21 protein-coding genes are annotated in these 24,291 nt (G+C 45.8%); 14 read left to right on the top strand and 7 right to left on the bottom strand.

Annotation, left to right across the window (positions count from 1 at the left end):
* Positions 1-12 precede the first annotated feature (12 nt).
* From rlmN to spoVM, 6 genes are all read left to right on the top strand, one after another.
* Positions 13-1,053, top strand: a complete 1,041-nt coding sequence (gene rlmN / locus ACFQV5_RS22495) for a dual-specificity RNA methyltransferase RlmN (protein WP_379251138.1) — start codon at positions 13-15, stop codon at positions 1,051-1,053.
* A 7-nt stretch (positions 1,054-1,060) separates the two neighbouring features.
* Entirely contained in the window at positions 1,061-1,840 is a 780-nt protein-coding gene (locus tag ACFQV5_RS22500; protein WP_379251140.1) for a Stp1/IreP family PP2C-type Ser/Thr phosphatase, read from the top strand.
* Positions 1,837-4,083 (top strand): Stk1 family PASTA domain-containing Ser/Thr kinase, encoded by a 2,247-nt coding sequence (gene pknB / locus ACFQV5_RS22505; RefSeq protein ID WP_379250190.1) that lies wholly within the window; start codon positions 1,837-1,839, stop codon positions 4,081-4,083. The genes ACFQV5_RS22500 and pknB overlap by 4 nt, the downstream gene beginning before the upstream one ends.
* A gap of 38 nt (positions 4,084-4,121) precedes the next feature.
* On the top strand, positions 4,122-5,030 hold the full coding sequence (rsgA, locus tag ACFQV5_RS22510; protein WP_379250192.1) for a ribosome small subunit-dependent GTPase A: 909 nt from the start codon (positions 4,122-4,124) through the stop codon (positions 5,028-5,030).
* A gap of 4 nt (positions 5,031-5,034) precedes the next feature.
* Positions 5,035-5,700, top strand: coding sequence for a ribulose-phosphate 3-epimerase (rpe, locus tag ACFQV5_RS22515; RefSeq protein ID WP_379250194.1), 666 nt, complete (start codon positions 5,035-5,037; stop codon positions 5,698-5,700).
* Between the two features lie 152 nt (positions 5,701-5,852).
* A complete protein-coding gene (gene spoVM, locus ACFQV5_RS22520) occupies positions 5,853-5,933 on the top strand; it encodes a stage V sporulation protein SpoVM (protein ID WP_034273235.1) in 81 nt (26 codons plus the stop codon).
* Between the two features lie 305 nt (positions 5,934-6,238).
* On the opposite strand, the gene rpmB is transcribed toward spoVM, so the two are convergent.
* On the bottom strand, positions 6,239-6,427 hold the full coding sequence (gene rpmB / locus ACFQV5_RS22525; protein ID WP_054957233.1) for a 50S ribosomal protein L28: 189 nt from the start codon (positions 6,425-6,427) through the stop codon (positions 6,239-6,241).
* Between the two features lie 368 nt (positions 6,428-6,795).
* On the opposite strand from rpmB, the gene ACFQV5_RS22530 reads away from it, so the two are divergent.
* The 4 genes from ACFQV5_RS22530 to ACFQV5_RS22545 all read left to right on the top strand — a co-directional run bounded on the left by ACFQV5_RS22530 (position 6,796) and on the right by ACFQV5_RS22545 (position 11,912).
* Positions 6,796-8,571: a DAK2 domain-containing protein gene (locus tag ACFQV5_RS22530; protein WP_379250197.1), complete on the top strand. Its 1,776-nt coding sequence runs from the start codon at positions 6,796-6,798 to the stop codon at positions 8,569-8,571.
* Positions 8,572-8,621: 50 nt separating this feature from the next.
* Entirely contained in the window at positions 8,622-9,479 is an 858-nt protein-coding gene (locus tag ACFQV5_RS22535; protein ID WP_379250199.1) for a DegV family protein, read from the top strand.
* Between the two features lie 13 nt (positions 9,480-9,492).
* The gene (gene recG, locus ACFQV5_RS22540; RefSeq protein ID WP_379251142.1) at positions 9,493-11,544 is read left to right on the top strand and encodes an ATP-dependent DNA helicase RecG; all 2,052 of its coding nucleotides are present in this window, start codon (positions 9,493-9,495) and stop codon (positions 11,542-11,544) included.
* 80 nt (positions 11,545-11,624) lie between these two features.
* A complete protein-coding gene (locus ACFQV5_RS22545; protein WP_379250201.1) occupies positions 11,625-11,912 on the top strand; it encodes a stage VI sporulation protein F in 288 nt (95 codons plus the stop codon).
* 98 nt (positions 11,913-12,010) lie between these two features.
* Here ACFQV5_RS22545 and ACFQV5_RS22550 read toward each other — a convergent pair whose 3' ends face one another.
* Positions 12,011-12,685 (bottom strand): SOS response-associated peptidase, encoded by a 675-nt coding sequence (locus tag ACFQV5_RS22550; protein ID WP_379250203.1) that lies wholly within the window; start codon positions 12,683-12,685, stop codon positions 12,011-12,013.
* A 146-nt stretch (positions 12,686-12,831) separates the two neighbouring features.
* On the opposite strand from ACFQV5_RS22550, the gene ACFQV5_RS22555 reads away from it, so the two are divergent.
* Complete coding sequence (locus ACFQV5_RS22555; protein WP_379250205.1) at positions 12,832-14,133, top strand: NCS2 family permease; 1,302 nt, start codon at positions 12,832-12,834, stop codon at positions 14,131-14,133.
* Between the two features lie 125 nt (positions 14,134-14,258).
* Here the strand turns inward: ACFQV5_RS22555 and ACFQV5_RS22560 are convergent, their stop codons facing one another.
* The 3 genes from ACFQV5_RS22560 to ACFQV5_RS22570 form a co-directional block, all read right to left on the bottom strand.
* Positions 14,259-14,753, bottom strand: a complete 495-nt coding sequence (locus ACFQV5_RS22560) for a YhjD family protein (RefSeq protein WP_379250207.1) — start codon at positions 14,751-14,753, stop codon at positions 14,259-14,261.
* A complete protein-coding gene (locus ACFQV5_RS22565) occupies positions 14,750-16,003 on the bottom strand; it encodes a DNA polymerase IV (protein ID WP_379250209.1) in 1,254 nt (417 codons plus the stop codon). Before ACFQV5_RS22565 ends, ACFQV5_RS22560 begins: the two co-directional genes overlap by 4 nt.
* 330 nt (positions 16,004-16,333) lie before the next feature.
* A complete protein-coding gene (locus tag ACFQV5_RS22570; RefSeq protein ID WP_379250211.1) occupies positions 16,334-17,416 on the bottom strand; it encodes a Gfo/Idh/MocA family protein in 1,083 nt (360 codons plus the stop codon).
* 625 nt (positions 17,417-18,041) lie between these two features.
* On the opposite strand from ACFQV5_RS22570, the gene ahpC reads away from it, so the two are divergent.
* Both ahpC and ahpF read left to right on the top strand, forming a co-directional pair.
* A complete protein-coding gene (ahpC, locus tag ACFQV5_RS22575; protein ID WP_379250213.1) occupies positions 18,042-18,605 on the top strand; it encodes an alkyl hydroperoxide reductase subunit C in 564 nt (187 codons plus the stop codon).
* Positions 18,606-18,618: 13 nt separating this feature from the next.
* Positions 18,619-20,148 carry an alkyl hydroperoxide reductase subunit F gene (gene ahpF, locus ACFQV5_RS22580; RefSeq protein WP_379250215.1) on the top strand — a complete coding sequence of 510 codons (1,530 nt, stop codon included), beginning with the start codon at positions 18,619-18,621 and terminating at the stop codon, positions 20,146-20,148.
* Between the two features lie 298 nt (positions 20,149-20,446).
* On the opposite strand, the gene ACFQV5_RS22585 is transcribed toward ahpF, so the two are convergent.
* Positions 20,447-21,364: an ArsR/SmtB family transcription factor gene (locus ACFQV5_RS22585; protein WP_379250217.1), complete on the bottom strand. Its 918-nt coding sequence runs from the start codon at positions 21,362-21,364 to the stop codon at positions 20,447-20,449.
* Between the two features lie 173 nt (positions 21,365-21,537).
* Between ACFQV5_RS22585 and ACFQV5_RS22590 the strand changes: the two genes are divergently transcribed.
* Entirely contained in the window at positions 21,538-23,295 is a 1,758-nt protein-coding gene (locus ACFQV5_RS22590) for a glycoside hydrolase family 2 protein (protein ID WP_379250219.1), read from the top strand.
* Between the two features lie 109 nt (positions 23,296-23,404).
* Here the strand turns inward: ACFQV5_RS22590 and ACFQV5_RS22595 are convergent, their stop codons facing one another.
* The gene (locus ACFQV5_RS22595) at positions 23,405-24,265 is read right to left on the bottom strand and encodes a helix-turn-helix transcriptional regulator (protein ID WP_379250221.1); all 861 of its coding nucleotides are present in this window, start codon (positions 24,263-24,265) and stop codon (positions 23,405-23,407) included.
* Positions 24,266-24,291 lie beyond the last annotated feature (26 nt).

The raw sequence follows: 24,291 nt of genomic DNA on the forward strand, positions 1-24,291 counted from the left end.
AGGTGTGGTGAGATGAACCCTTTTATATACGATTTTTCCCTAGAAGAGCTTCAAGCATGGGCTCAGGAGAATGGAGAACCTGCATTTCGCGGTTCCCAAATATTTGATTGGCTGTACGTTAAACGCGTAAACTCTTTTGAGGAGATGACCAATCTGCCTAAGGATTTGCGCCAAAAGCTGGAGGATCAGTTCAGTTTCGTAACTTTGACTGAAATCACTAAGTTTGAATCCAAGGATGGAACAGTCAAGTTTTTGTTTGGTCTGCATGATGACCATGCGATCGAGACGGTTATTATGAAGCATAACTACGGTAACAGCATTTGCGTGACGACTCAGGTGGGCTGCCGAATCGGTTGTACGTTCTGTGCGTCAACGCTCGGCGGGCTGAAACGGAATCTGACATCTGGCGAGATCGTAGCTCAAGTTGTACAGGCGCAGAAAATCCTTGATAAAAAAGGCGAACGCGTCAGCAGCATTGTTATTATGGGCTCCGGGGAACCGTTTGAGAATTACGATGCAACGATGAAGTTCTTGCGGACGATGATTCATGAGAAAGGTTTGAACATCGGTCAGCGCCATATCACTGTGTCGACAAGTGGTATTGTGCCTAACATTTATAAGTTTGCAGATGAAAATACTCAAATCAATCTGGCGATTTCAATCCATGCGCCTAACGACACACTTCGTTCCAAACTGATGCCTGTCAACCGGCGTTATCCGTTTGATGATGTCATCGAAGCTCTTAGATATTATCAAGCTAAAACAGGGCGCCGCATTACGTTTGAATATGCCTTGATTGGCGGTGTTAACGACCAGGCTGAGCATGCAGCAGAGCTTGCTGACGTTATTAAAGATATGAACTGCTATGTTAACCTGATCCCTGTTAACCACGTACCGGAACGAAAATATGTCCGTACGTCGCGTAATGATATTTTCAAATTTCAACGCACGTTGGCGGAAAAAGGCGTTAATGTAACGATCCGCCGTGAACAGGGCCACGACATCGCTGCCGCTTGCGGTCAGCTCCGGGCCAAGCATATGGAGTTGGGGTGAGAATAATTTGATCAATACTGTTCATGTCAGCCATGTCGGACGAGTTCGACAGATAAATGAGGACTCTGTCTTAATCCGTCAAATGGAGCATGGTTATACACTCGGTATTGTAGCCGACGGTATGGGCGGTCACCTTGCAGGTGATACCGCCAGCAGACTCGCGGTTTCAACCGTGTCTGAAGACTTAGCTTCCCTGGAACCTGATATGTCTATGGATGCTATTCGAGCTGTGCTTAGTGATGCCATCCTACATGCTAATGAAGTGATTTACCAGGAGGCTTCCGCTGATGAGCGGCTGCACAACATGGGAACGACCATTGTAGCTGTACTACTCCGTGGTCATGAAGGCTGTATTGGGCATATCGGTGATAGCCGAGCTTATAAAGTATCAGCAGGACAAGTAATCCGGCTGACAGATGATCACACATTGGTCAATGAATTGTTCAAAAGCGGTCAAATTACGGAGGAAGAGTTAGAGTCTCATCCACGTAAAAATGTGCTTATACGGGCGCTTGGAACAGATATAGATGTATCTGTTGAACTCAGTCCTGTATCCATTGAGGCGGGAGAGGTGCTGCTATTGTGCAGTGATGGGCTAAGTAATCCGGTTAGAAGAGATCGGATAGGACAAATTGTCGGCTCACTTGAACTACCTTTGGAGGAAAAAGCAGACCGCCTGCTTCAACTAGCACTTCTCGCCGGAGGCGACGATAATATCACTGTCGCCCTGATAGAACACCAAGAAGAAGAAGATGCTGGGCAAAGTAAAAAGGGGTGGAATTCATGATCGGACATGAATTGGCTGGTCGTTACAAGATCATAGAGCGAATCGGCGGCGGTGGAATGGCGCTGGTCTATAAGGCACAGGATATTTTACTAAACCGAAACGTAGCGATCAAAGTGCTGCGGCAACAGTTTGTGCACGACGAGGAATTTATCCGCCGATTTAGGCGTGAGGCACAATCAGCGGCGTCTTTGTCACATCCGAATGTGGTCAGTATATATGATGTTGGCCAAGAGGATGAAATTCATTATATTGTCATGGAATATATCGAGGGTAATAACCTCAACGAAATCATAAAAGAGAGAGCACCACTTCAGGTTGATGAAGCAGTTCGGATCGCTTCGCAAATTTGTGATGCCCTTGATCATGCACATCATAATCAGATCATTCACCGTGATATCAAGCCACATAACATCTTAATTGGACGCAATGGCCGAGTGAAGGTAACGGATTTTGGTATCGCAAGAGCAGTAACGTCTACGACGATTACCCAGACGGGATCCGTTGTAGGTTCTGTCCATTACTTTTCTCCGGAGCATGCCAAAGGTGTGGCTACGGGTGAAAAGTCAGATTTATATTCTCTTGGTATCGTGCTGTATCAAATGCTGACGGCACGTCTTCCGTTTCTTGGAGAAAGCCCGATTAGTGTGGCCCTTAAACATCTCCAAGAGGAATTTGATGAACCGCGGGAAGTAAATCCGCTCATTCCTCAAAGCGTAGAGAATGTGATTCTGAAATCGATGCGTAAAAATCCACAGGAACGTTATCAGTCTGCAGAAGAAATGATGCAAGATTTAGAAACTTGTCTGCTGCCTAGCCGGCGCAATGAGCCAAAGCTGGATTTTGAAGAGGATGAGGATCAGACAAGAGTGATGCCTGCGATCAAAACGATGCAGTCGGGTGAACACACATACGCTCCTCCTAAACACGATCCGGAAGAAGACGAGCTGGATGAGGAAATTGCCAAGGGAGCGGGCGGGAAGAAGAAATGGAAGAAGCCTGCGCTTATCGTTGGTTTAGTCGTTCTTTTTCTGGGTATCCTTGCAGGTGTAGTTATTTATGTTAATAATTTATTTGTTGTACCTGATGTGACTGTTCCAAGTGTAATCAACCATACTGAAGAAGAAGCGGTTCGTGAACTTGAGGCGCTTGGGCTGGTTGTAGATAATGAAGTGATCAGAGTATACAAGCCGGGTATAGATGCAGGTACAGTTTATGATCAGAGCAAGAAAGAAGGGAGCGTCGTCAAGGAGGGTTCTGTAATTCAGTTATCGGTTGGAGACGCTAAGCCATTAAGTCTAATGCCGGATCTGACTGGAGAAACGCTTGATGTGGCGCTTAAACTGTTGAAAGATCAGAAGGTTAGTGATGATCGAATCAATACGACTGAGGAGCATAGTGATAGTGTACCGGCAGGAGAGATTATATCTCAATCGCCTGATCATGATACGGAATTTGATCCGGATGTAACAGTCGTTAAATTGGTTGTTAGTAAGGGTAAGGAATCGGTTACGATGAGCGACTTGACTGGTATGACCCGAAGCGAAGCGGAGAATGAGATCAAGAAGCTTGGTCTTGAGGTCGGCACGGTAGATGAAGCATCAAGCTTTACTGTGGAAAAAGGAAAGGTTATCAAGCAATGGCCTTGGAATCCTAACTCGCCTGCTACGCCGGGAACCCAACAGAACATAACGATTAGTTCGGGTTACCCGTCTGAGGCTATTAATTATACTTTTAAAGTTCCGGTGGCTCCTGTCCGAGAAGGAGAGAAGAGCCAGATTCGTATCGTATACTCTGATGCGCTAGGAGACAACCAAGAAGGAGAGAGCCGTACAATTAGTACGACTGAGATTATTCCGGTTGAGCTTCTTCTGGCTCCGGAAAAGAACGGCTCTGTTCAGATTTTCAGGGATGGTAAATCACTTGATACGTACTCCATATTCTATTCCGACGCGAAGAACGGTACGGTACCTATCCCGGAGATTGAACCACCACAACAACCGGAAGTTCCTGTTACCACAGATCCTTCTACCGATAATGGTGAGGAAGAAGGCCAACCTGAAGGTCAATCCGAAGGTCAGGATGAAGATGAGGAACAGAGTGAAGAGAATGATCAGAATAACGATTCTGCTTCGATAAATCAAGGCGGGAATCGAGGTAACAATGGTAATGGCAAAGGTAACGGGAATGGTAATAAATCGAAAAATCTTGAGGGTGAGATTGAAGCCGCAGGATGGAACAGGTAAGGATTTTACTATTAAACGATCGAAAGTGAGGCCTGCATATGCTTGAAGGACTGATTGTTAAGGCACTAAGCGGATATTACTATGTCAAACCACTGCGAGAAGGCAATGTTGTATCCGGAGAGGACCCATCGGTTCAATGCAGAGCCCGCGGTATATTTAAAAAAAGAGGTGAATCTCCACTTGTGGGAGATCGCGTCATATACTCTTTGACGGAGAACGGGGAGGGGACCGTGGATGAGATTCTTCCACGGTCTTCCCAATTAATACGTCCGCCAGTCGCTAACGTTCATTTAGCCGTTCTCTTATTCTCCATAAAAGAACCTGATCTTAGCTTGTTGCTGCTCGATAAATTCCTCGTACACGTGGAACACGCAGGATTAAAGGCTTTGATCTGTTTAACGAAACAGGATCTTGCTGACGAATCGGATGATTCCGCTGAGCGTGCGAGAAAGCTATATGAAGGCATAGGTTATGAGGTCATAGTTACGAGTTCTTTGCATGGAATGGGGACTGAGGTCGTCAAGAAGCGTCTCGCGGGTACAATCAGTGTGTTCTCCGGTCAATCGGGTGTAGGTAAGTCATCGCTCTTGAATGCATTGATGCCGGGACTGTCTCTTGAGACTAGTGAGATCAGTATGCGACTGGGGCGGGGGCGTCATACGACCAGACATGTCGAACTGATTGAACTGGATAACGGTGGATTTGTTGCCGATACACCAGGATTCAGCCAATTGGACTTTCAAGAACTAGGTGTAGAGGAATTGTCGAGCAGTTTTAGAGAGTTCGTGCCTTTTGCCGAAAATTGCAGGTTCAGAGGTTGCAGTCACACCCATGAACCTGGATGCCGTGTTATTGAAGCTAAGGATGAGGGGCTGATTGCTCCTAGTCGTTATGAACACTACGTGGAATTTTTTACAGAAATGAAAGACAAGAAGCGGAGGTACTAACGTTATGATTAAGATTGCACCATCGATACTTTCGGCTGATTTTGCCAAACTGGGTGAAGAAATTGCAGAAGTACAATCGGGAGGAGCTGACTGGATTCACGTGGACGTAATGGATGGACATTTTGTTCCTAACATTACACTTGGACCTCCAATCGTACAGGCTATTAGACCACATACAACGCTGCCGCTGGATGTTCATTTGATGATTGAAGCGCCAGAGCGTTATATTGCCGATTTTGCGAAGGCAGGAGCGGATTACATAACCGTTCATGCTGAAACATGCCCACACCTTCATCGTGTCATTCATCTGATCAAGGAGCATGGCGTGAAAGCTGGAGTTGCTATTAATCCGGGTACTCCGGCACACGTCCTTCAAGAAGTGCTTCCTGATCTAGACTTGGTACTCGTAATGACAGTTAACCCTGGGTTCGGTGGACAAGCTTTTATTGAGCGTACCGTGCAAAAAATTGAGCAACTGAGAGAGTGGATTGCTAATGGTCCAAATCCAAATATTCATATTGAAGTAGATGGCGGCATTACAGCAGAGACGGCGCCACTCGTTGCCAAAGCAGGTGCAGATGTTCTTGTAGCGGGAAGTGCCGTGTATGGTAAGACAGATCGCTCTTCGGCAATTGCAGAGATTCGAAAGAGTGCACAGTCTGCGTTATAAGTCTTATAGTAGGATGCATAGGGCGGTGAACTGCCGCATAAATATGGTTACATGAGCTGGGTTCTCATGTAGCCTTTTTTGTTTATGTTCACATCGATGGGCTTGGTGCATAAAATAACTAGAAGGCATGAGAATGATGGGGAGGGTGAGACATGAAATTTTATACGTTCAAGCTGCCGAAGTTTTTAGGAGGTTTTGTGAAGGCCATTTTAAACACGTTTCACAAAAGCTGACAGCTTGTCCCGGCATAACAAAACCTCCACCCGGGACGGGATCGCCTTAGATAAACCGGGAAAGAGGCATTAAAAAAAGCACCTGCTTTCGCTTAGGGTGCTTTTTGTTTAGTTATATGTATGGAAACGCAAGAAAAACTTCCTTGTCCCGTACAGCCCATGATAAAGCTCGAGATTGAGAAGTTTTTCTTAAACATAAGAAAGTATAATTATTTGTTATACTCGGCTTATATTTCTTGCAGAAACGCGATCGTCCTATTAGGATGGACGACGCAATCGTTTCTACTTGTATGGGCATAGATCAATTATACGCGAGTCACTTTACCGGATTTCAAAGCGCGAGTGCTAACGTATACACGTTTTGGCTTGCCGTCTACCAGAATGCGAACTTTCTGAACGTTTACGCCCCAAGAACGTTTGTTGTGGTTGTTGGCGTGAGAAACGTGGTTACCAGTACCTGGTTTCTTACCTGTTACATAACATTTGCGAGACATAGATTACACCTCCTTGTTTCATAACCCTGCATAAAACAATACTTAAATATAATATCACAGTAAAAATTGCTCCGTCAACTATCCTAAAAACATTTATTTCTCTTTCTTCTTATAGTACAATGGTGTTTAGTCCATAATATTTCCTAAATGAAATTTAGTGGGCTAATCGGCTTGCCCTCTCCGTGGGGAGTGTTTGCCGAAACTCGGAGACGAGAGGCTAGCCCATGACCAGCGTTGTGACTAATTTATTAATCATAGATGTCTATTCATTGTTGTTGGGCAATTACCAACTCAAAGCTCTGAAAAAAGAAAATGAAGAAATATACAATTGAGTATTTTTTGTATCAAGCCAGGAAGGGGAATTCTCATTGAGTAAGCGTTCTTTGAATGGAACAGAATTTACCGCGATGGTACTAGCCGGAGCGGAGCAACTGCAGCTGCATGCAGAACACGTCAATTCCCTTAATGTTTTCCCAGTGCCAGATGGTGACACCGGGACGAACATGAATTTGACGATGACTGCTGGTGTGGCAGAACTGAAAAGTAAATATTCGGAATCGGTAGGGCACAGTGCCGGTGTATTGTCTAAAGGACTTCTGATGGGTGCCAGAGGGAACTCTGGGGTAATCCTGTCTCAATTGTTCCGCGGTTTTAGCCGTTATGCGGCACCTTACACTGAACTGAACTCCAGTCAATTTGCAGCTGCGCTACAAACAGGCGTAGATGCGGCTTATAAAGCGGTCGTTAAACCAGTTGAGGGAACGATCCTCACGGTAGCGAAGGAAGCTGCCAAGCATGCTGTTTATTATTCGCGCAGAAGTAGTGACGTCGTTGAATTAATGGAACAGGTACTTGCAAAAGCAAAAGAGACGTTGTCCCAAACCCCGGATATGCTGCCGGTTTTGAAGCAGGTTGGTGTTGTGGATTCCGGAGGCCAAGGTCTCGTTTACATCTATGAAGGGTTTTTAAGATCGCTGAAAAATGGTGCTCCTTCTTCAGAAACGGTACCAGCGTCTGTGACTGTATCACGGGATATTCAAGAAAAGATTGTTACCCACCCGGATTTGGCGACTGTACAGGTTCCTGCCTCAGCTCAGTCACAACTTTCGACGGAAGAAATTGAGTTCTTGTATGACATGGAATTTTTCATCAATAGACAATTGGGTAACGCTCACACTGCTGTGTTCGACGAGGATAAATTTAGAAAAGCGCTTTCTGTAAATGGCGATTCCATTATAGTTATCGCTGATGAGGAGACCATTAAAGTGCATGTGCATTCCAAGGCTCCTGGTGAAGTGCTGAATTTAGCTTTGTTATACGGTGAAATTACGCAAATTCATATTTTGAATATGCGTGAGCAGCATCGTGATCTATTGTCGACTGGCATGGACATTGCGCCGATGCCGGAGCTTTTCGCAGATATCCCTGCTGAATCCAAGACACCGGAGGCACCAGCAGTTCCACCTGCTGATGAGCTAGCACCTTACGGATTTATTGCTGTATCCTCAGGTGAGGGAATATCCAGCATCTTTAAGAGTCTCGGTGTAGATGTTGTTTTGGCCGGCGGTCAGACGATGAATCCGAGTACAGAGGATTTTGTGAATGCGATATCGTCTATTTCTGCTCAGCAGGTATATATTTTACCAAATAACTCTAACATTGTTCTTGCTGCACAACAGGCAAGAGAGCTGCTAGAAGGCGAGCGTAACGTTATTGTAATTCCAAGTAAGACGATTCCGCAGGGGATTGCGGCTGCATTTGAATTCCAGGAAGATGAAAGTGTGGAAAGTAATACAGACAACATGCTCGAAGCCATTGCCCGTGTACAGTCTGGACAAGTAACTTACGCTGTTCGGGATACTACGATTGATGAGCTTCACATCAAAGCCGGGGAATATATCGGCATTCAGAATTCGAAGATTGTTGCAGCGGCACCAGACTTGTTGACGGCATGTCAGGAATTGCTTGGTAAAATGCTCGGCTCTGGGGATGAGATCATCACTCTTCTTACAGGTGAGGATGCAACAGAGGAAATTACAGAGGGCTTGACTGAATGGATTGGCGATAACTATCCAAATGCAGAAGTGGAAGTGCACTACGGAGGACAACCAATCTATGCGTACTTGTTCTCTGTAGAGGTGTAATCTTCATTTATTATAGTAAGTTGATGGTCATTTATTAGGAGGGGTTCCCGGTGAAGAAAACCGTTATTGTCACAGACAGCACAGCGGATATTCCGGCAGACCTGGTGAAGAAATATGACATCCGAGTTGTTCCATTGCGTCTTATGTTTGGCAGTGATACGTATTTGGACGGAGTGGATATTACCGCAGGGGAGTTCTACAAACGGCTCGTCGAATCGACTCAGCTACCTACAACGTCTCAGCCCTCTCCGGCTGACTTTGTAGCGGTTTATGAATCGATTCTGAAGGAGTTTCCGGACAGTTCCATTCTGTCAATACACATTTCTTCTGGAATGAGTGGCACATATCAGGCGGCGCTGCTGGCATCCTCGCTTATAGAGGGTGATCCCGATATTACGGTATGGGATTCCAAGTCAGCGTCATACGGTTTTGGAGTGCTTGTTGTTCATGCAGCTGAGCAGGCTGCTCAAGGATTGGCTGTAGAGGATATTCTGACTTCGACAGAAGAACTTCGAAGCAAGCGTCGTCTTTACTTCCTAGTGGATACTCTCGAATATTTACAAAAAGGCGGCCGTATTGGTAAGGCTTCTGCCGTACTGGGTACGCTGCTAAACATCAAGCCGATCTTATCCATTGATCATGAAGGCATTATATTTCCGGTTGAAAAAGTAAGAGGCCGTAAAAAAGCGACTGCCAGAATGATTGAGTTATTCCAAAAAGATCTGGCAGGTGTTACGAATATAAATGTAGCGGTGGGCCATACAGCAGATCCCTCCTCTGTTAATGATTTTCTGGAGCAGTTGTCTGCTGTGTTTACGGTGAAAGAAACGGTTTATTCAGATATTGGAGCCGTTGTTGGCACCCATGTTGGACCGGGAACCATTGCCGCGTATATTTGGCCCGCTTGATTGGGGGAGAATTATGAGTCTCGATCTGGATCAAATATCCGTAAGACAGATCAACGGCGTGAGCGCCCTGAAAGAAGGGGAGCTTCACGCCTTTGGCGTCTTTACGGTTAAAGATTTGTTGGAATATTACCCGTTTCGGTATGAAGATTACCGACTACGCTCACTGAGTGAAGTTAAGGACGGAGATAAAATAACGATACAAGCCAAAATTGCAGGTATTCCTGTATTGCAGAGATACGGGAAAAAGTCTCGTTTGTCATGCAAAATGCTGGCTGAGAATTGGATGTTTACCGCTACGTGGTTTAACCGTCATTTTCTTAAGGATCAGCTGACGGCTGGAAGAGAAATTGTACTTACAGGCAAATGGGATCAGCGACGTATGCAGTTGACGACAACAGAATCGGAATTTCCTGATAAAGGGGCTTTCCGAAGCGGAACGTTGCAGCCTGTATATTCTGTTGGCGGGAAGATCACTCAATCATGGATTCGGAAGACGATGGTACAAGCATTGCAGCAGTATGGCGACATGATTCCAGAGATCCTGCCTCCAGCACTTTTGCAAAAATATAATTTGATGCCAAGAAAACAGGCGATCGCTACGATCCATCAGCCTGTGGATTCCAAGGAAGGACAGGAAGCTCGGCGGCGGATGGTGTATGAAGAGCTGTTCATGTTCCAGCTGAAGATGCAAGCTTTCCGGGCGCTAAACCGCGACCGAATGGATGGGGTTGTACATACAGTGGACAATGCAACGATTCGGGAGTTTGTTCGGAGTTTGCCTTTTGAACTCACGGATGCGCAGAAGCGGGTAGAGCTCGAAATTTTACACGACTTGCGCTCGCCATATTGTATGAACCGATTGCTTCAAGGTGATGTTGGTTCCGGTAAAACCGTGGTGGCTGCCATTGCCTTATATGCCACTGTTAAATCAGGTTTTCAAGGCGCCCTGATGGTGCCTACAGAGATTCTGGCAGAGCAGCATATGCGTTCGTTACAAAAGCTATTTGAGCCATTTGGCGTAACTGTAGGGCTTCTGACGGGAAGCGTGACGGGTAAGAGACGCAAAGACTTGCTGGCTTCCTTGCAAATGGGTCTAATCGACATCGTTGTAGGCACGCATGCTCTGATTCAGGAAGATGTCTATTTCAGACAGTTGGGACTCGTCGTAACCGATGAACAGCATCGCTTCGGTGTAAACCAGCGGAGTGTTCTTCGTCGGAAGGGTTATAACCCTGATGTACTCACTATGACGGCAACGCCGATTCCTCGGACGATGGCGATTACCGCATTTGGGGATATGGATGTCTCTACCTTGTCGGAAAGACCGAAGGGACGTATTCCGATTACGACATATTGGGTGAAGCATGATCTGATGGAACGCGTACTTGGGTTTATCTCTAGAGAGATTGAGCAGGGCCGTCAGGCTTATCTGATCTGTCCGCTGATCGAGGAGTCTGACAAGCTGGACGTTCAAAATGCCATCGATCTGCATGTCCAAATGCAGCAGGCTTTTCCGAAGTATCGTGTCGGGCTGCTGCATGGCCGGATGACGCCAGGGGAAAAAGATGAAGTCATGCGCGGCTTTTACAGTAATGAGCTGCAATTACTCATATCCACTACGGTTGTCGAGGTTGGTGTTGACGTTCCTAATGCAACCCTGATGATTATCATGGATGCTGACCGCTTTGGTCTGTCACAGCTTCATCAGCTGCGCGGCCGGGTAGGGAGAGGCGCTCATGCCTCGTACTGTATTCTCGTGGCTGATCCGAAATCTGAGGTTGGACAAGAGCGTATGCAAGTAATGACTGAAACCGAGGATGGATTTGAGGTAGCACGTCGGGATTTGGATCTGCGAGGGCCGGGAGATTTCTTCGGTACGAAGCAGAGCGGGGTTCCCGAGTTCCGGCTGGCTGATATGGTTGCAGATTTTGAAGTGGTGGAACAGGCAAGAGGTGACGCTGCTACGCTGGTTGGTGATGCGTCGTTCTGGACTTCTCCAACCTATACTCCTCTCCGAGATTATTTGCAAAAAGAACAAATTTTCCAAGGTGATCTGATTGATTAGTTGAACAGATAGCACAATGGACGGGCCTTCGTCATATACTCAAACAATGACAAGAGTTATAACGGGAGGTGCCGAACGTTTTGAGTTATCAACAATATGGAATTAGTCCGCAGTTGGTGGAACGTATTAAGCAGAAGATGAAGAATCCTGCCGTCAAGGATAGGGTTAAGGCTGTGGTTCAAGATTTGTCCAAAGTCGATCTTCAAAATAAGGCGAAGGTTCAGCAGTTAGTGCGGGCATGCAATTCTATTCTGAATGAAAGGCTCAGTCCTGCGCAAGAACAGCAGATTGTTCAGTTTGTTCTTGCTCAGCGCATTGATCCGAAAAACACATTTCATTTAATTAAGTTATGGGGTATGTTTCGTTAATCTTACGGGTTTATACCAAGAAAATGGAGAAAAGCCTCTGCGATCTGTTGCAGGGGCTTTTCCAATTGATCGCTAAGCATAGTGCTTGCGGAGCGGACTTAGCCAGTGATAGGTTGTATGCATTCCGGCGTATCGTTCTTGACCGAGTTGACGCTCGTTCCCACGATCGTGGCTTTCATCTCAAGTGCAGGGTAGGGCTCGAGTAGACGCCTGAGATCATCTCGGCTTGTATTACGGCTAATCCACAGCTCCTCATCCTCTGGCCTAAGGATGACGGGCATGCGATCGTGGATATGTTGCATGAGCGGGTTAGGACGGGTGGTGATAACCGTACATGTGCTGAGTTTACTCCCATCTGGCGCTGTCCATATGTCATATAAACCTGCCATGCTGAATATGCCGTCGTTTTTCATGCCGATTCGGTGAGGTTTCTTGCTATCAGCCGTTCGCTGCCACTCGTAGAAGCCATCGGCAGGGATGAGACACCTTTTTCTCAGGAAAGGGATTTTATAGGCTGGCTTTTCTTCAAGTGTTTCGCTTCGGGCGTTGATCATCTTCGCACCGCTTGCGGCATCCCGAGCCCAGGAAGGGACAAGTCCCCAGCGAAGCTGGCCGATCCGGCGGCGTACACCGTCGTGAATGACTGCGGCTACCATCTGTGTCGGTGCGATATTATAACGTGGTGCATGGAAAGGATTTGTGGATTCTGGATCGATCAAGAAGCGACTGAGCAATTCTTCCCAAGTGACAGTGAGTGTGAAACGGCCGCACATATAAATCGCCTCCTTCAGGCACAATGATAATAATTTACTAAAAGTATACACTTAATTCGGGTTGGCGAAAAAGTTATGTTCCCCTATAATAGTTAGGTGTGTTTTTTGCATATTGTGATTTTCACATCAGAAATGGAGGCAATTCAGTGTTTGATTTAAAAGCCAATGGGACCTCGGTCAAGACCGAATTCATTGCTGGAGCAACTACATTCTTCACCATGGCATACATCATGGTCGTAAACCCGTTGATCTTGTCTGACGCAGGTGTTCCGTTTGAGCAGAGCTTTACGGCAACCGTCATCGCTGCGGTCGTCGGTACTTTGCTGATGGGACTGGTAGCTCGTTATCCGATCGCTGTTGCACCGGGTATGGGGCTTAACGCCTACTTTACATATTCGGTTGTTCAAGGGCATGGGAACTTGTCCTATGTTGAGGCTTTCTCAGCTGTGTTCATTGCAGGTATTCTATTCCTGTTGTTGTCCATGACGACGCTGCGGAGTCGGTTGATTGAAATGATTCCGAAGAACTTGAAGCACGCGATTACTGCCGGGATCGGATTGTTCATTGCATTTCTCGGCTTGCGGATGAGCGGAATCGTAGCGGCACACCCGGATAATCTCGTAGCTCTGGGCGATCTACATCAGCCTAAAGTGGTCTTAGCGCTGGTGGGCCTTACGGTAACCTTAATCCTCTTAGCTCGTAATGTAAAAGGCGCGCTGTTTATCGGGATGATTATTACCGGTATTATAGCTTATTTCGCTGGTATGCTCTCCTTCTCAGAAGGGGTTGTCTCTGTACCTACACTTCCGGAAGGAATCTTGGTCTGGAATCCGATTGAGGCAGCCGGCGATGTTATTTCACACAGCTTGTATGCTGTCGTGTTCTCTTTCCTGCTAGTCACCTTGTTTGATACGACGGGTACAGTCGTCGGTGTTGCAGAGCAGGCGGGTCTGATGAAGGACAACAAGCTGCCTCGTTCGGAGCGTGCTATGCTCTCGGATTCTATTGCAACAGTTGCCGGTTCTATGGTGGGTACAAGTCCTACAACCGCGTACGTTGAATCTGCCGCCGGTGTGGGTGCAGGTGGACGAACAGGACTCACTGCGGTTGTAGTGGCGGTATTGTTCGCGATAGCGGCCTTTTTCAGTCCGCTCGTTGGTGCTGTGTCCGGGTTGTCTGCGATTACGGCACCATCCCTTATTGTGGTGGGATGCTTGATGCTCGGTAATGTCAAAAGCATTCGTTGGGACGATTTCGATGAAGCGTTCCCGGCATTTCTTGTTATTTTGACCATGCCGCTTACATCTAGTATTTCGACAGGGATTGCCCTTGGCTTTATCTCTTATCCATTAATGAAAGTGGTTAAAGGTAAATTCCGCGATGTGCATCCACTAATGTATGTTTTTGCTGTCTTGTTTATATTGCAGCTAGCTTTTGTTCCTCATTGATTGTTTGGAACGTTTAAGCTTGGAACGGAAAAAGCCGGAGAGTTCTCCCTGTCATAACAGGTGAGGCTCTCTGGCTTTTTTGTTTTAACGCTGGTCAGACTCATTCTGATGATGAAGAAGGCTATTTAGTTTTTGGGTTGATTCTTTTCCTTGGAGTATTCTTTCAGCAACCTCGCTAATTCCGACATGTACTTGGTCAACTGCACGCTGATCTCTGCTCGCATCACATCACGAGTCATGCCGAATCGTTCTTCATATCCCCGACAATAATAACGATGATAGATGACCAGGTCTGATTGCTCTTCGGTCAAAATCTTGATATTCCGCTGTTTAAGCTCACGCCTTATTCTGTACATATCCTGCATAATCTGTTCGAGGATCTTCTGGCTGGCGAGGATGTATAGGCGCTTCAGAATATTGGTGGAGTATTCGGCGTCGACAATACTCTTTTGAACCATTTTCTCCATATGCGGCAACAAGATATAATCACGGATCATGGTACGTTCTTCGGACGTGATGATCTTACTCCCAGGGGAAGTATGCTGCTGCTCATACTGTTCGACATGTTCTGTTAACAACATCTTGGATTTCCAGCGTTCGTTACCATCAAGCTTGCTCATTTATAATGCCCTCCAATTTGTTCAGCTCTTTCCCGTGCTACACCGGCTGCTTTCAAAGAAGAAGCCCGCATAATAGCGCTGCTCCCGTACCGGTTCTTGATCTCATCAATAACCCGCTCTTTGCGAAATGCAAGGGATCGGTCATCAAAGAGGGTGAGCTGGATAACGCTATCGTCCGTCAGTTGCGACAAGGAGATGCTTAGGTTGCTGACAGGCAACCCGCTCCAGTGGTCGATGAACAGCTTGCGTGCAGCAGCAGCTACTTCATGGGTGAGCGCCGTTGGCTCAGGGAGCGTCATCTGTCTGCTGAACCAAGAGGTTCGTTCGCCATCCGTCTCTGCGGCGGACACGGAAACAACAGAACCCAAATAACGGTGGCGTCTAGTACGCTGACACACCTCAACGACAAGCTCGAGCAGAACGACTTCGATATCTTGAAGCCTGCGGTACAGGCTCCAGCGGAGCGCTTTGCCATGACTGATTGATTTTAATTGATGCCGTATGCCGGATACGACGGGGCTAGGATCGATCCCACGTGCAGTCTGCCAATAATACGCTGCTTGGATGTCGCTTTGTTTTCCCATTTCCCGGCGCATCCGTTGTTTAAACTCAGCGAATTCCATGCGTGCAATATCACCGATATAGTTTAGGCCCATTCGGGTAAAATGGCGGGTCATTGCGGAGGCTACCATGAACATATGATGTACAGGAAGTGTCCAGAGCGTGGACTCTAGCTTGTCAAAAGAAAGCTCGAATATGCCTTCAGACATCTTCTTGGCATAGTTATCGGTGGCCATCTTGGCGAGAACTTTAGTGGGGCCGATGCCGACCCGTGTCCAGACACCTGTGGATAACAGCACATGGTTCTGAATTCTCTTGGCTATTTCATAAGGAGAGCCAAAATAAGCGATTGAGCCTGTCACGTCGAGGAACTGCTCATCCACACTATAAGGCTCCACGAGATCAGTATAGGATTCAAAGATTTGTGTGATTAATAAGGATACTTGAATATAGGTCTGCATTCTAGGACGGATGACAATCAGATCCGGGCATTTAGCCAAAGCTTCTCCGACTCTTGACGCTGTCGTTACGCCGCGGGATTTTGCAATGGGGCATGCCGCAAGCACGATACCGTTGAGCCTTGCAGGGTCTCCTACAGCAACGGGCTTATCGCGATATTCCGGATGAGCTGCCTTCTCTACTGAAGCGTAAAAAGACTGTCCGTCGATTAAAAAAATATGTCTCGACATGGGTTACCCCTCCATTAAAATACTGTAAATAAAGACGTTGTAACACCGATTCATAAGAAAGTTTCTTCATGCATTCTTCATTTATTATATACCGAACACATGTTCTATATGCAAGTGGTAAATACAGTTTGTGGTGGGCGGAGGGAGAAATAAAAGTGGACGTAGGAGAAGGAATAAGATGAAATTGTAATTTAAAGGGAATTTATTGCAGCTCCCTTTGGAGTAAGACGTTTCATTGTTAAAACAAAAAATCATGATTCCATGCAAAAAAGCTGCCCCACGTCCTTACGGACTGCGGGGCAGCTTTTCTTGTGTATGTCAAACGATAGATTAGTGGCTGTTTTGAACAACCTTTTGCAGAGAAACCTCTTCACCTTGGTCGGACGAGTCGTAAATCGCTTGAATGATCTGGGAGGAGAGGATGACTGTATCGATATGCGAAGGCTGTTTCTCCCCGGTCTGAATGCATCGAATGAAACCGTCGATTTCATTCTGGAACATGTTACCGAGATTAAATTTTGGTGTTGTTTCGATCAACGCGCCGTCATCCGTGGTGTAGAAAGTGAAGTCTGCACCATACTTCAGTCGTATACCGCCTTTATCCCCGAGGAAGTCGATGTACATCTCTTCGGCACCGATATTTTGTGCCCATGCGCCGTTTAATGAAATGGTTGGACCTTCGGTGCGAACGAGAGCTGTGACAAAATCGTCGACATCGTATGTGCCGTCATATTTCGGTGGACCTGCCCACATGTTGAGGAAGGTGTAGTTCTCCATATCTTTACCCAGCTTGCAGTAAGCCTGACCGGAAACGGTCTTTGGTTTTGGATCGCCGGTACAGTACATTACGACATCGAGAAAGTGAACGCCCCAATCAATCAGCGCACCGCCGCCGGCGATAGCTTTGGTCGTGAAGGCGCCGCCCAGACCCGGAATCGAGCGATGAGCGCGGAAGCTCGCATATACGTGATACAATTCGCCGAGATCGCCGTTTTGGATCATCTTTCTGATTCTGTTTACGCTTTCATTATATCGGTTGACTACCCCGATATTAAGTGTTTTGCCCGTTTCGTGCTGAACCTTCTGCATTTCCAGCGCTTCGGTATAGGTGCGGGCTGCCGGCTTTTCACATAATACATGCTTCCCTGCTCGCAAACAATCGATGGCGATCGAAGCATGGACGTCATTCGGCGTACAGATCGATACGGCATCAACCTCAGGATCATTCAGAATCTGCTGGTAATCCTCAATGGCTTGGCCACACTCGTATTTGGTTACGGCGGCATCGGCCCGATCCCTCACGATATCGCAGAAGTATTTAATCTCAGCCTCTGCATTAGCCATATAGGCAGGGATATGAGCACTGTTCGCAATCGTGCCGCAGCCAATCACGGCAATTGTAATTTTGTCCATCGGTTTTCCTCCAAAGTAGTGGATTGATGATGCAGTGATTACATGAGCCTTTAACTTGAGCTTTCATATTGCTTGCCCCGAGTATAGCATATTGGATTAGGGTTGAGGAGTACAAGCATTTTATTGATCCTAATTAATATTTTGATGAACTGTAAGTAAAGGAATGATAGACTCACTAGTTTTAATACAGAGGAAGAGTGTTATCCGTTAGCGCTTTGAATTTTGTAACCAATTTTACAATGTTGGAGGCTGCACGATATAGTTAATTTTGATAAAATAATGAAGTAGCCAAAATGCGATTATTGAACAAATATTCTTAGAGAAAGGAGAGAGTCTAGGAGAGTTAGTCTGACCCATTTTTAAAAGAAGTACATATATAGAGGTTTCGAAGATTCGTAGCAGACAACATTCGCTTTCAGAAATGAATATTTTGATTCAGTTAGCAGCATAATGAATGATGAGTTAGGTGAATTATAATCGTTCTTAGTTTAGAATTATTATAAAAAAGCTTGACAGATCTCATGATTTGGTTAATTATAATAATTACAAAGTATGTTCAGCACATGTTATTCCAGAGTTTGAACATGCTTAATAAACTAAATTACAATTAAAAGGAGATATAATCATGTCACTAATCGGAACAGAAGTACTACCATTTAAAGCGTCTGCATTTCAAGACGGTAAATTTCTCGATATCACAGAAGAAAACTTCAAAGGTAAATGGAGCGTAGTTTGCTTCTACCCAGCTGACTTCACATTCGTATGCCCAACTGAACTTGAAGATCTTCAAAACCAATATGAAACTTTGAAAGAACTGGGTGTTGAAGTATACTCCGTTTCCACGGACACTCATTTCACACATAAAGCATGGCATGCAAGCTCTGAAGCAATCGGTAAAGTAAAATACATCATGATCGGTGACCCTTCACATACAATTTCTCGTAACTTTGACGTATTGATCGAAGAAGACGGTCTTGCAGATCGTGGTACTTTCATCATCGATCCAGACGGTATCATCCAAACAGTTGAGATCAATGCTGGCGGTATTGGCCGTGATGCAAGTGCTCTTGTAAACAAAATTAAAGCAGCACAATATGTACGTAATCATCCAGGTGAAGTTTGCCCAGCGAAATGGTCTGAAGGTGCAGAAACATTGAAACCAAGCTTAGATCTTGTAGGCAAAATTTAAGGTGGTAATATAAATGGCACTAGATCAAGATATTAAAAACCAACTAGAACAATACCTTCAGATGTTGGAAGGCGATATTGTACTCAAAGTTAGTGCAGGCGAGGATGATGCATCCGTCGAAATGCTTGCTCTCGTAGAGGAAATTGCTAGCATGTCTTCGCGGATCACGTTGGAAAAAACACAATTGTCTAGAACACCAAGTTTTAGTGTCAATCGTGTAGGTGAAGACACGGGTGTAATCTTTGCGGGAACTCCTTTGGGACACGAATTTACTTCCTTGGTGCTCGCTCTGCTACAAGTTAGCGGACGAGCTCCGAAAGTGGAGCAAAGCGTTATTGATCAGATCAAGGGCATTCGCGGCGAATATAAGTTTGAAACTTATATCAGCCTGAGCTGTCATAACTGCCCTGATGTTGTACAAGCGCTCAACCTGATGAGCGTCCTCAATCCTGGTATTTCTCATACGATGATTGATGGTGCTGCATTTAAAGAAGAGGTAGAAAGCAAGGAGATCATGTCTGTACCTAGCGTTTACCTCAATGGTGAGTTTTTCGAAAGTGGTCGTATGACGATTGAAGAAATTCTTGCTAAGCTTGGTTCTGCTCCTGACGCTTCAGAGTTTGACAATAAAGATCCATTTGATGTGCTTGTTGTTGGCGGAGGCCCATCAGGTGCAAGTGCAGCGATTTACGCAGCACGTAAAGGGATTCGTACAGGTATTGTTGCTGAACGCTTTGGCGGTCAGGTAAATGATACGATGGGTATTGAGAACTTCATCAGTGTGAAATACACTGAAGGTCCTAAACTCGTAGCGGCAATTGAAGAACAAGTTAAAGAATACAACATCGATGTGATGAAGCTGCAGCGTGCTACACGTCTGGAGAAGAAAGATCTCATCGAAGTTGAGCTTGAGAATGGTGCGGTTCTTAAGAGTAAGACCGTAATCATTTCTACAGGTGCTCGCTGGAGAAATGTTGGCGTTCCTGGTGAAGCTGAATTCAAGAACAAAGGGGTAGCTTACTGCCCTCACTGTGACGGTCCTCTGTTTGCAGGTAAAGATGTTGCGGTTATTGGCGGCGGTAACTCCGGCGTTGAGGCAGCGATTGATCTTGCAGGTATTGTAAACCGTGTAACCGTACTTGAATTCGCACCAGAACTTAAAGCAGATGCTGTACTTCAAGATCGTCTTTACAGCCTGCCGAATGTTACGGTCATTAAAAATGCACAAACCAAAGAAATTACCGGAACAGACAAGGTTGATGGTATCTCCTATATCGATCGTGAATCAGGAGAAACTCACCATGTTGAACTGCAAGGTGTATTTGTACAGATCGGTCTTGTACCAAACACCGACTGGTTAGAAGGTACACTTGAGCGTACTCGCATGGGTGAAATCATTGTAGATAGCCACGGCGCTACAACGGTACCTGGTGTGTTCGCTGCCGGAGACTGTACGAATAGTGCTTATAAACAGATCATCATTTCTATGGGATCTGGTGCTACAGCAGCTCTAGGTGCTTTCGATTATCTGATCCGCAATTAATTAATATTATTATGAGTAACAGCCCTCACTTTTTATAAAGTGAGGGCTGTTTGTTATGTCTTTGAGACGAAACTAGTATTTTGCGGACTAACGTTCCGCTATTTGTGTGTTGTAGTCACTTTGAGAGTGTTGGCGGACAGAGAATCTGTTATTTGCTATAAAATGAGTGGATCTAGGTATATTGTTAGTGAATAACGGAATCTGAGTCCAAGTATACAGCGTGAAAGCGTTGATTGTCACAAATAGTAGATTCCCTGTCCGCGGGATGTTCGTGCTTCCACGTTCAATGCTATTCCTCTTAATAACTAACTTTCACCTGGATGTCCTGCTCATAGTTTCCAAAACATCTGCCGAACAGACTAACCCCGCCGGCATTTCTTGCATCTTCCGGGGAACTGATACGGAACCGGAGTTCTTCGGCTGGCTGGATCGGAATATCCTGGATGCACACATCAGACAGCAGTACTCCGTCCATATACGTACCCGAAGAAGTGATGAGCAGTGTCTTGAGCAGACCATGTTGAGTGCTGCCTGGCTCCCACCAAGCGGGAGTGAGTTTGCCGCGTATGCTTCCAAAATCACCAGGGGAAGTCCACACGCAAACGAGAGTGTCGTTTACCAGGAACGAGATGTCTGATGCCCAATCCTCCGCATAGCCGGGAGCCTCCGAACCGATCTCAAGGGATATACGAAGACTGTTGATGTTACTTCTACCTGTCAGGTAATTCGGAATCCGGTACTCTACATACCCGCTGGCGAACCAAATATGCTGGGCCTTCACATGCTCGGGTTCGGCGAAGTATCGCGGGTCATCTCGCATTCCGATCAGCTTGGTCTCCGAGGCCAATCCGCATGTAGGCTTCACTTGGTATTCTGTGTACTGTCCGACAGGAATAGACACGGAATATGAATGCAGATCCTGAGTAGGCTCTGCCGGTGTTCCAGAGGTTTTGAAAATTAATGTCGTGGTATCCAGACGAAGTGTACATTGTTTCTGCATTCCACGCTTGCCTGCTGTCATCTCTGTATGAATGATTCCAGCTTCTTCAAGCTGCTGGACATGTTTAGTCACAATGGCAGAGGACATCTCTAGTCTTTGAGCCATTTCTCTGATGTTGAGGCTTTCCTTACTCAGCATTTCGATCATTCGAATTCGAGTTTCGGAGGCCAGTGCAACAAATAAGGGTAGATTACTTTGATTAACCTGTAACTCCATTCATAAACCCTACCTTTACCATTTACATAATTACGATATCACCCATTGTATAACCAATTGATTAATTAAACAAGAATATGATTGACTAAAGAGAGTAAGTATTTTAAAATTTGCTTGAAGCATCATTGTGTTAATTATTAATCATTAGGTTAACTAAATAGGAGTGATTAACAATGTCCATGGAATCAAGCAGTGCAACAATTCCACGCCCAGAATACCCTAGACCTCAGTGGGTGCGTCCCGACTGGATCAACTTAAACGGTCAGTGGCAATTTGAGATCGATCATGGCAAAAGTGGAAAGGAGCGCGGATACCATAACTCAGATCGCGATTTATCCGGGTCGATAACGGTACCTTTCTGTCCGGAAAGCAGGTTATCCGGTGTAGAATATAAAGATTTTATGGCTGCGGTATGGTATAAAAGGGATTTCTCTGTGCCGAAGACATGGACGAATGACCGGATTCTACTTCACTTTGGGGCAGTTGATTATGAAACTGAGGTGTGGGTTAATGGCGTATCCGTTGGTACGCATCGTGGTGGATATTCTCCGTTTAGTTTTGACATCACTTCGAACGTGCAGACGGGTGTAAATACCATAATTGTTTATGCGGAGGACGACGTACGTTCAGGTCTTCAGCCGCGGGGCAAGCAAAGCGGAAGATTTTACTCGAATGGTTGTGATTACACGCGCACCACAGGTATTTGGCAGACGGTATGGCTTGAGCATGTGCCTAAAGCATACTTAGCTGATATGAAGCTAGTGAGCGATCCTGACAATGCTTGTGTGCATTTGGACTTGAAGGTTGAGGGGGATGCAGCAGGGGCTAGACTTAGCGCGGCTGCTCTTTTTGACGGGAAATCGGTTGGTGAAGCGAGTGTACTTGTGTCTGGATCATCCGTAAAACTAACCCTGCCGCTATCCGAAATCCACTTGTGGGAAGTTGGTAACGGTCGATTGTATGACTTGAAATTATCGCTATATAAACAGGATCTGGTGACTGATTCGGTCAGCTCTTATTTTGGTCTTCGAACGGTTAGATTGGACGGAATGGCTGTCCGAATTAATGAACGATCCGTGTTCCAGCGTCTTGTGCTGGACCAAGGGTTTTATCCGGATGGCGTCTATACCGCTCCGAGCGATGAGGATCTCCGTAAAGATATCGAGATATCGATGGGACTTGGGTTTAACGGTGCCAGGCTGCATGAGAAAATGTTCGAGCCGCGCTTTCTGTACTGGGCTGACCAGTTAGGTTATCTCGTATGGGGAGAGCATGCGAATTGGGGACTTGATATTACATCGCCAGTTGGACTGTCACAGTTCTTGCCTGAATGGATAGAAGGCATGGAACGCGATTTCAATCATCCTGCAATTATAGGCTGGTGTCCATTTAACGAGACGTGGGATCATAATGGATCCAGGCAAAATAACGATGTCCTGCGGATTGTTTACGAGGTAACAAAACGAATCGATCCTACTCGTCCGGTCATCGATACCAGCGGGAATTATCATGTCGTGACGGATATTTTTGATATCCATGATTATGATCAGAACCCGGAGACGTTCCGTGCGAAGTATGAACCGATGAAGATGGGCGGCGAAGTCTACAATACGTTTCCGGATCGACAACAGTATGGAGGGCAGCCGTACTTTGTCAGTGAGTATGGCGGTATTTGGTGGAATCCAGATCAGAAGGATGATAAATCTTGGGGGTATGGTGATCGCCCAACATCTGAAGAAGCGTTTCTGGAACGTTATGAAGGGTTAACGAGCACGCTGCTTGATCATCCGATGATGTTCGGATTTTGTTATACGCAATTATATGATATAGAGCAGGAAGTGAATGGCCTGTATACGTACGATAGACAGCCTAAGTTTGATCCTGAGATCATTCGCCGTATTAACTCTCGTAAAGCAGCAATCGAAGATTAATCCAACCAATTTCAAGATAATATGGAGATCTGGATGGCTGACCCATGAGGAAGGGCATTTGGAATCGACAGAACAGAAGACCCGCTTGCGGGTCTTTTATTTTACAATTTTATCTGTTTTTTCGATAAGCAGAGGGCGTAGTATTGGTCAGCGTCTTAAATATCCGGTGAAAATGAGGGATGCTCGTGAACCCGCACATTTCGGCAATGTTGGAGACATTCTCATCTGATATAAGGAGTAATTCCTTAGCACGAATAATACGTTTGGCATTTACGTAATCCGTGAGGTTCATCCCAGTGAATTGTTTAAATACACGAGAAAAATGAGACTCGGATACCGATGCTATATCGGCAAATGATGCCAAGCTATACGGCCGTTCGGGATTAGCATCGATTTCGAAGAGCGCGTTTTTTATCCACGATGGTCCAATCTTGTTGTCCAGCACTTGGTTCGTAAATTGTGGATTGAGGTAACGATTCAATTGCAGAAGCAGTTTCCCGAGCTCCAATCTTATCGCTGTACGATAACCTTGTTGTTGGCGAAGGTTTTCATCATGAATGACTTCCATGGCGTCCTCTATCGTCCCACGAAGGAAGTCAGGGATTTCGAATTTAAAGTGTTTATGTTTGCGAGCGAAATCAAAGCATTGCAAGAGTGAGTAGGAGTCGTCATAGGTCCCAGCATCAGCGAGAGCAGGAGCGAAAAAAACAGCCGTAGAGATAATTGGATTGGTTTCGTCTGGAATAGAGTGGTGCACCGTATTGCCTGGAATGATGAACAGATTGCCAGTTTTTTTGGTATACAAGGTTTTGTCTATAAAGAATGAGCCGCTGCCTTCATGGATATAAACCAGTTCATAAAAATCATGCAGGTGATCGGGAAGTTCATTTTGCGGGAATTTAACAGTTCTATGGATGATATGAAAAGGAAACAAAGGGTCACCATAAAAAGGTTTTCGAAAAGGTTCCATATGCATCGCCTTTCTGCAATTTAATT

Origin of the sequence: Paenibacillus sp. GCM10028914 (assembly GCF_042666275.1) — a bacterium.
Lineage (GTDB): Bacteria > Bacillota > Bacilli > Paenibacillales > Paenibacillaceae > Paenibacillus_AQ.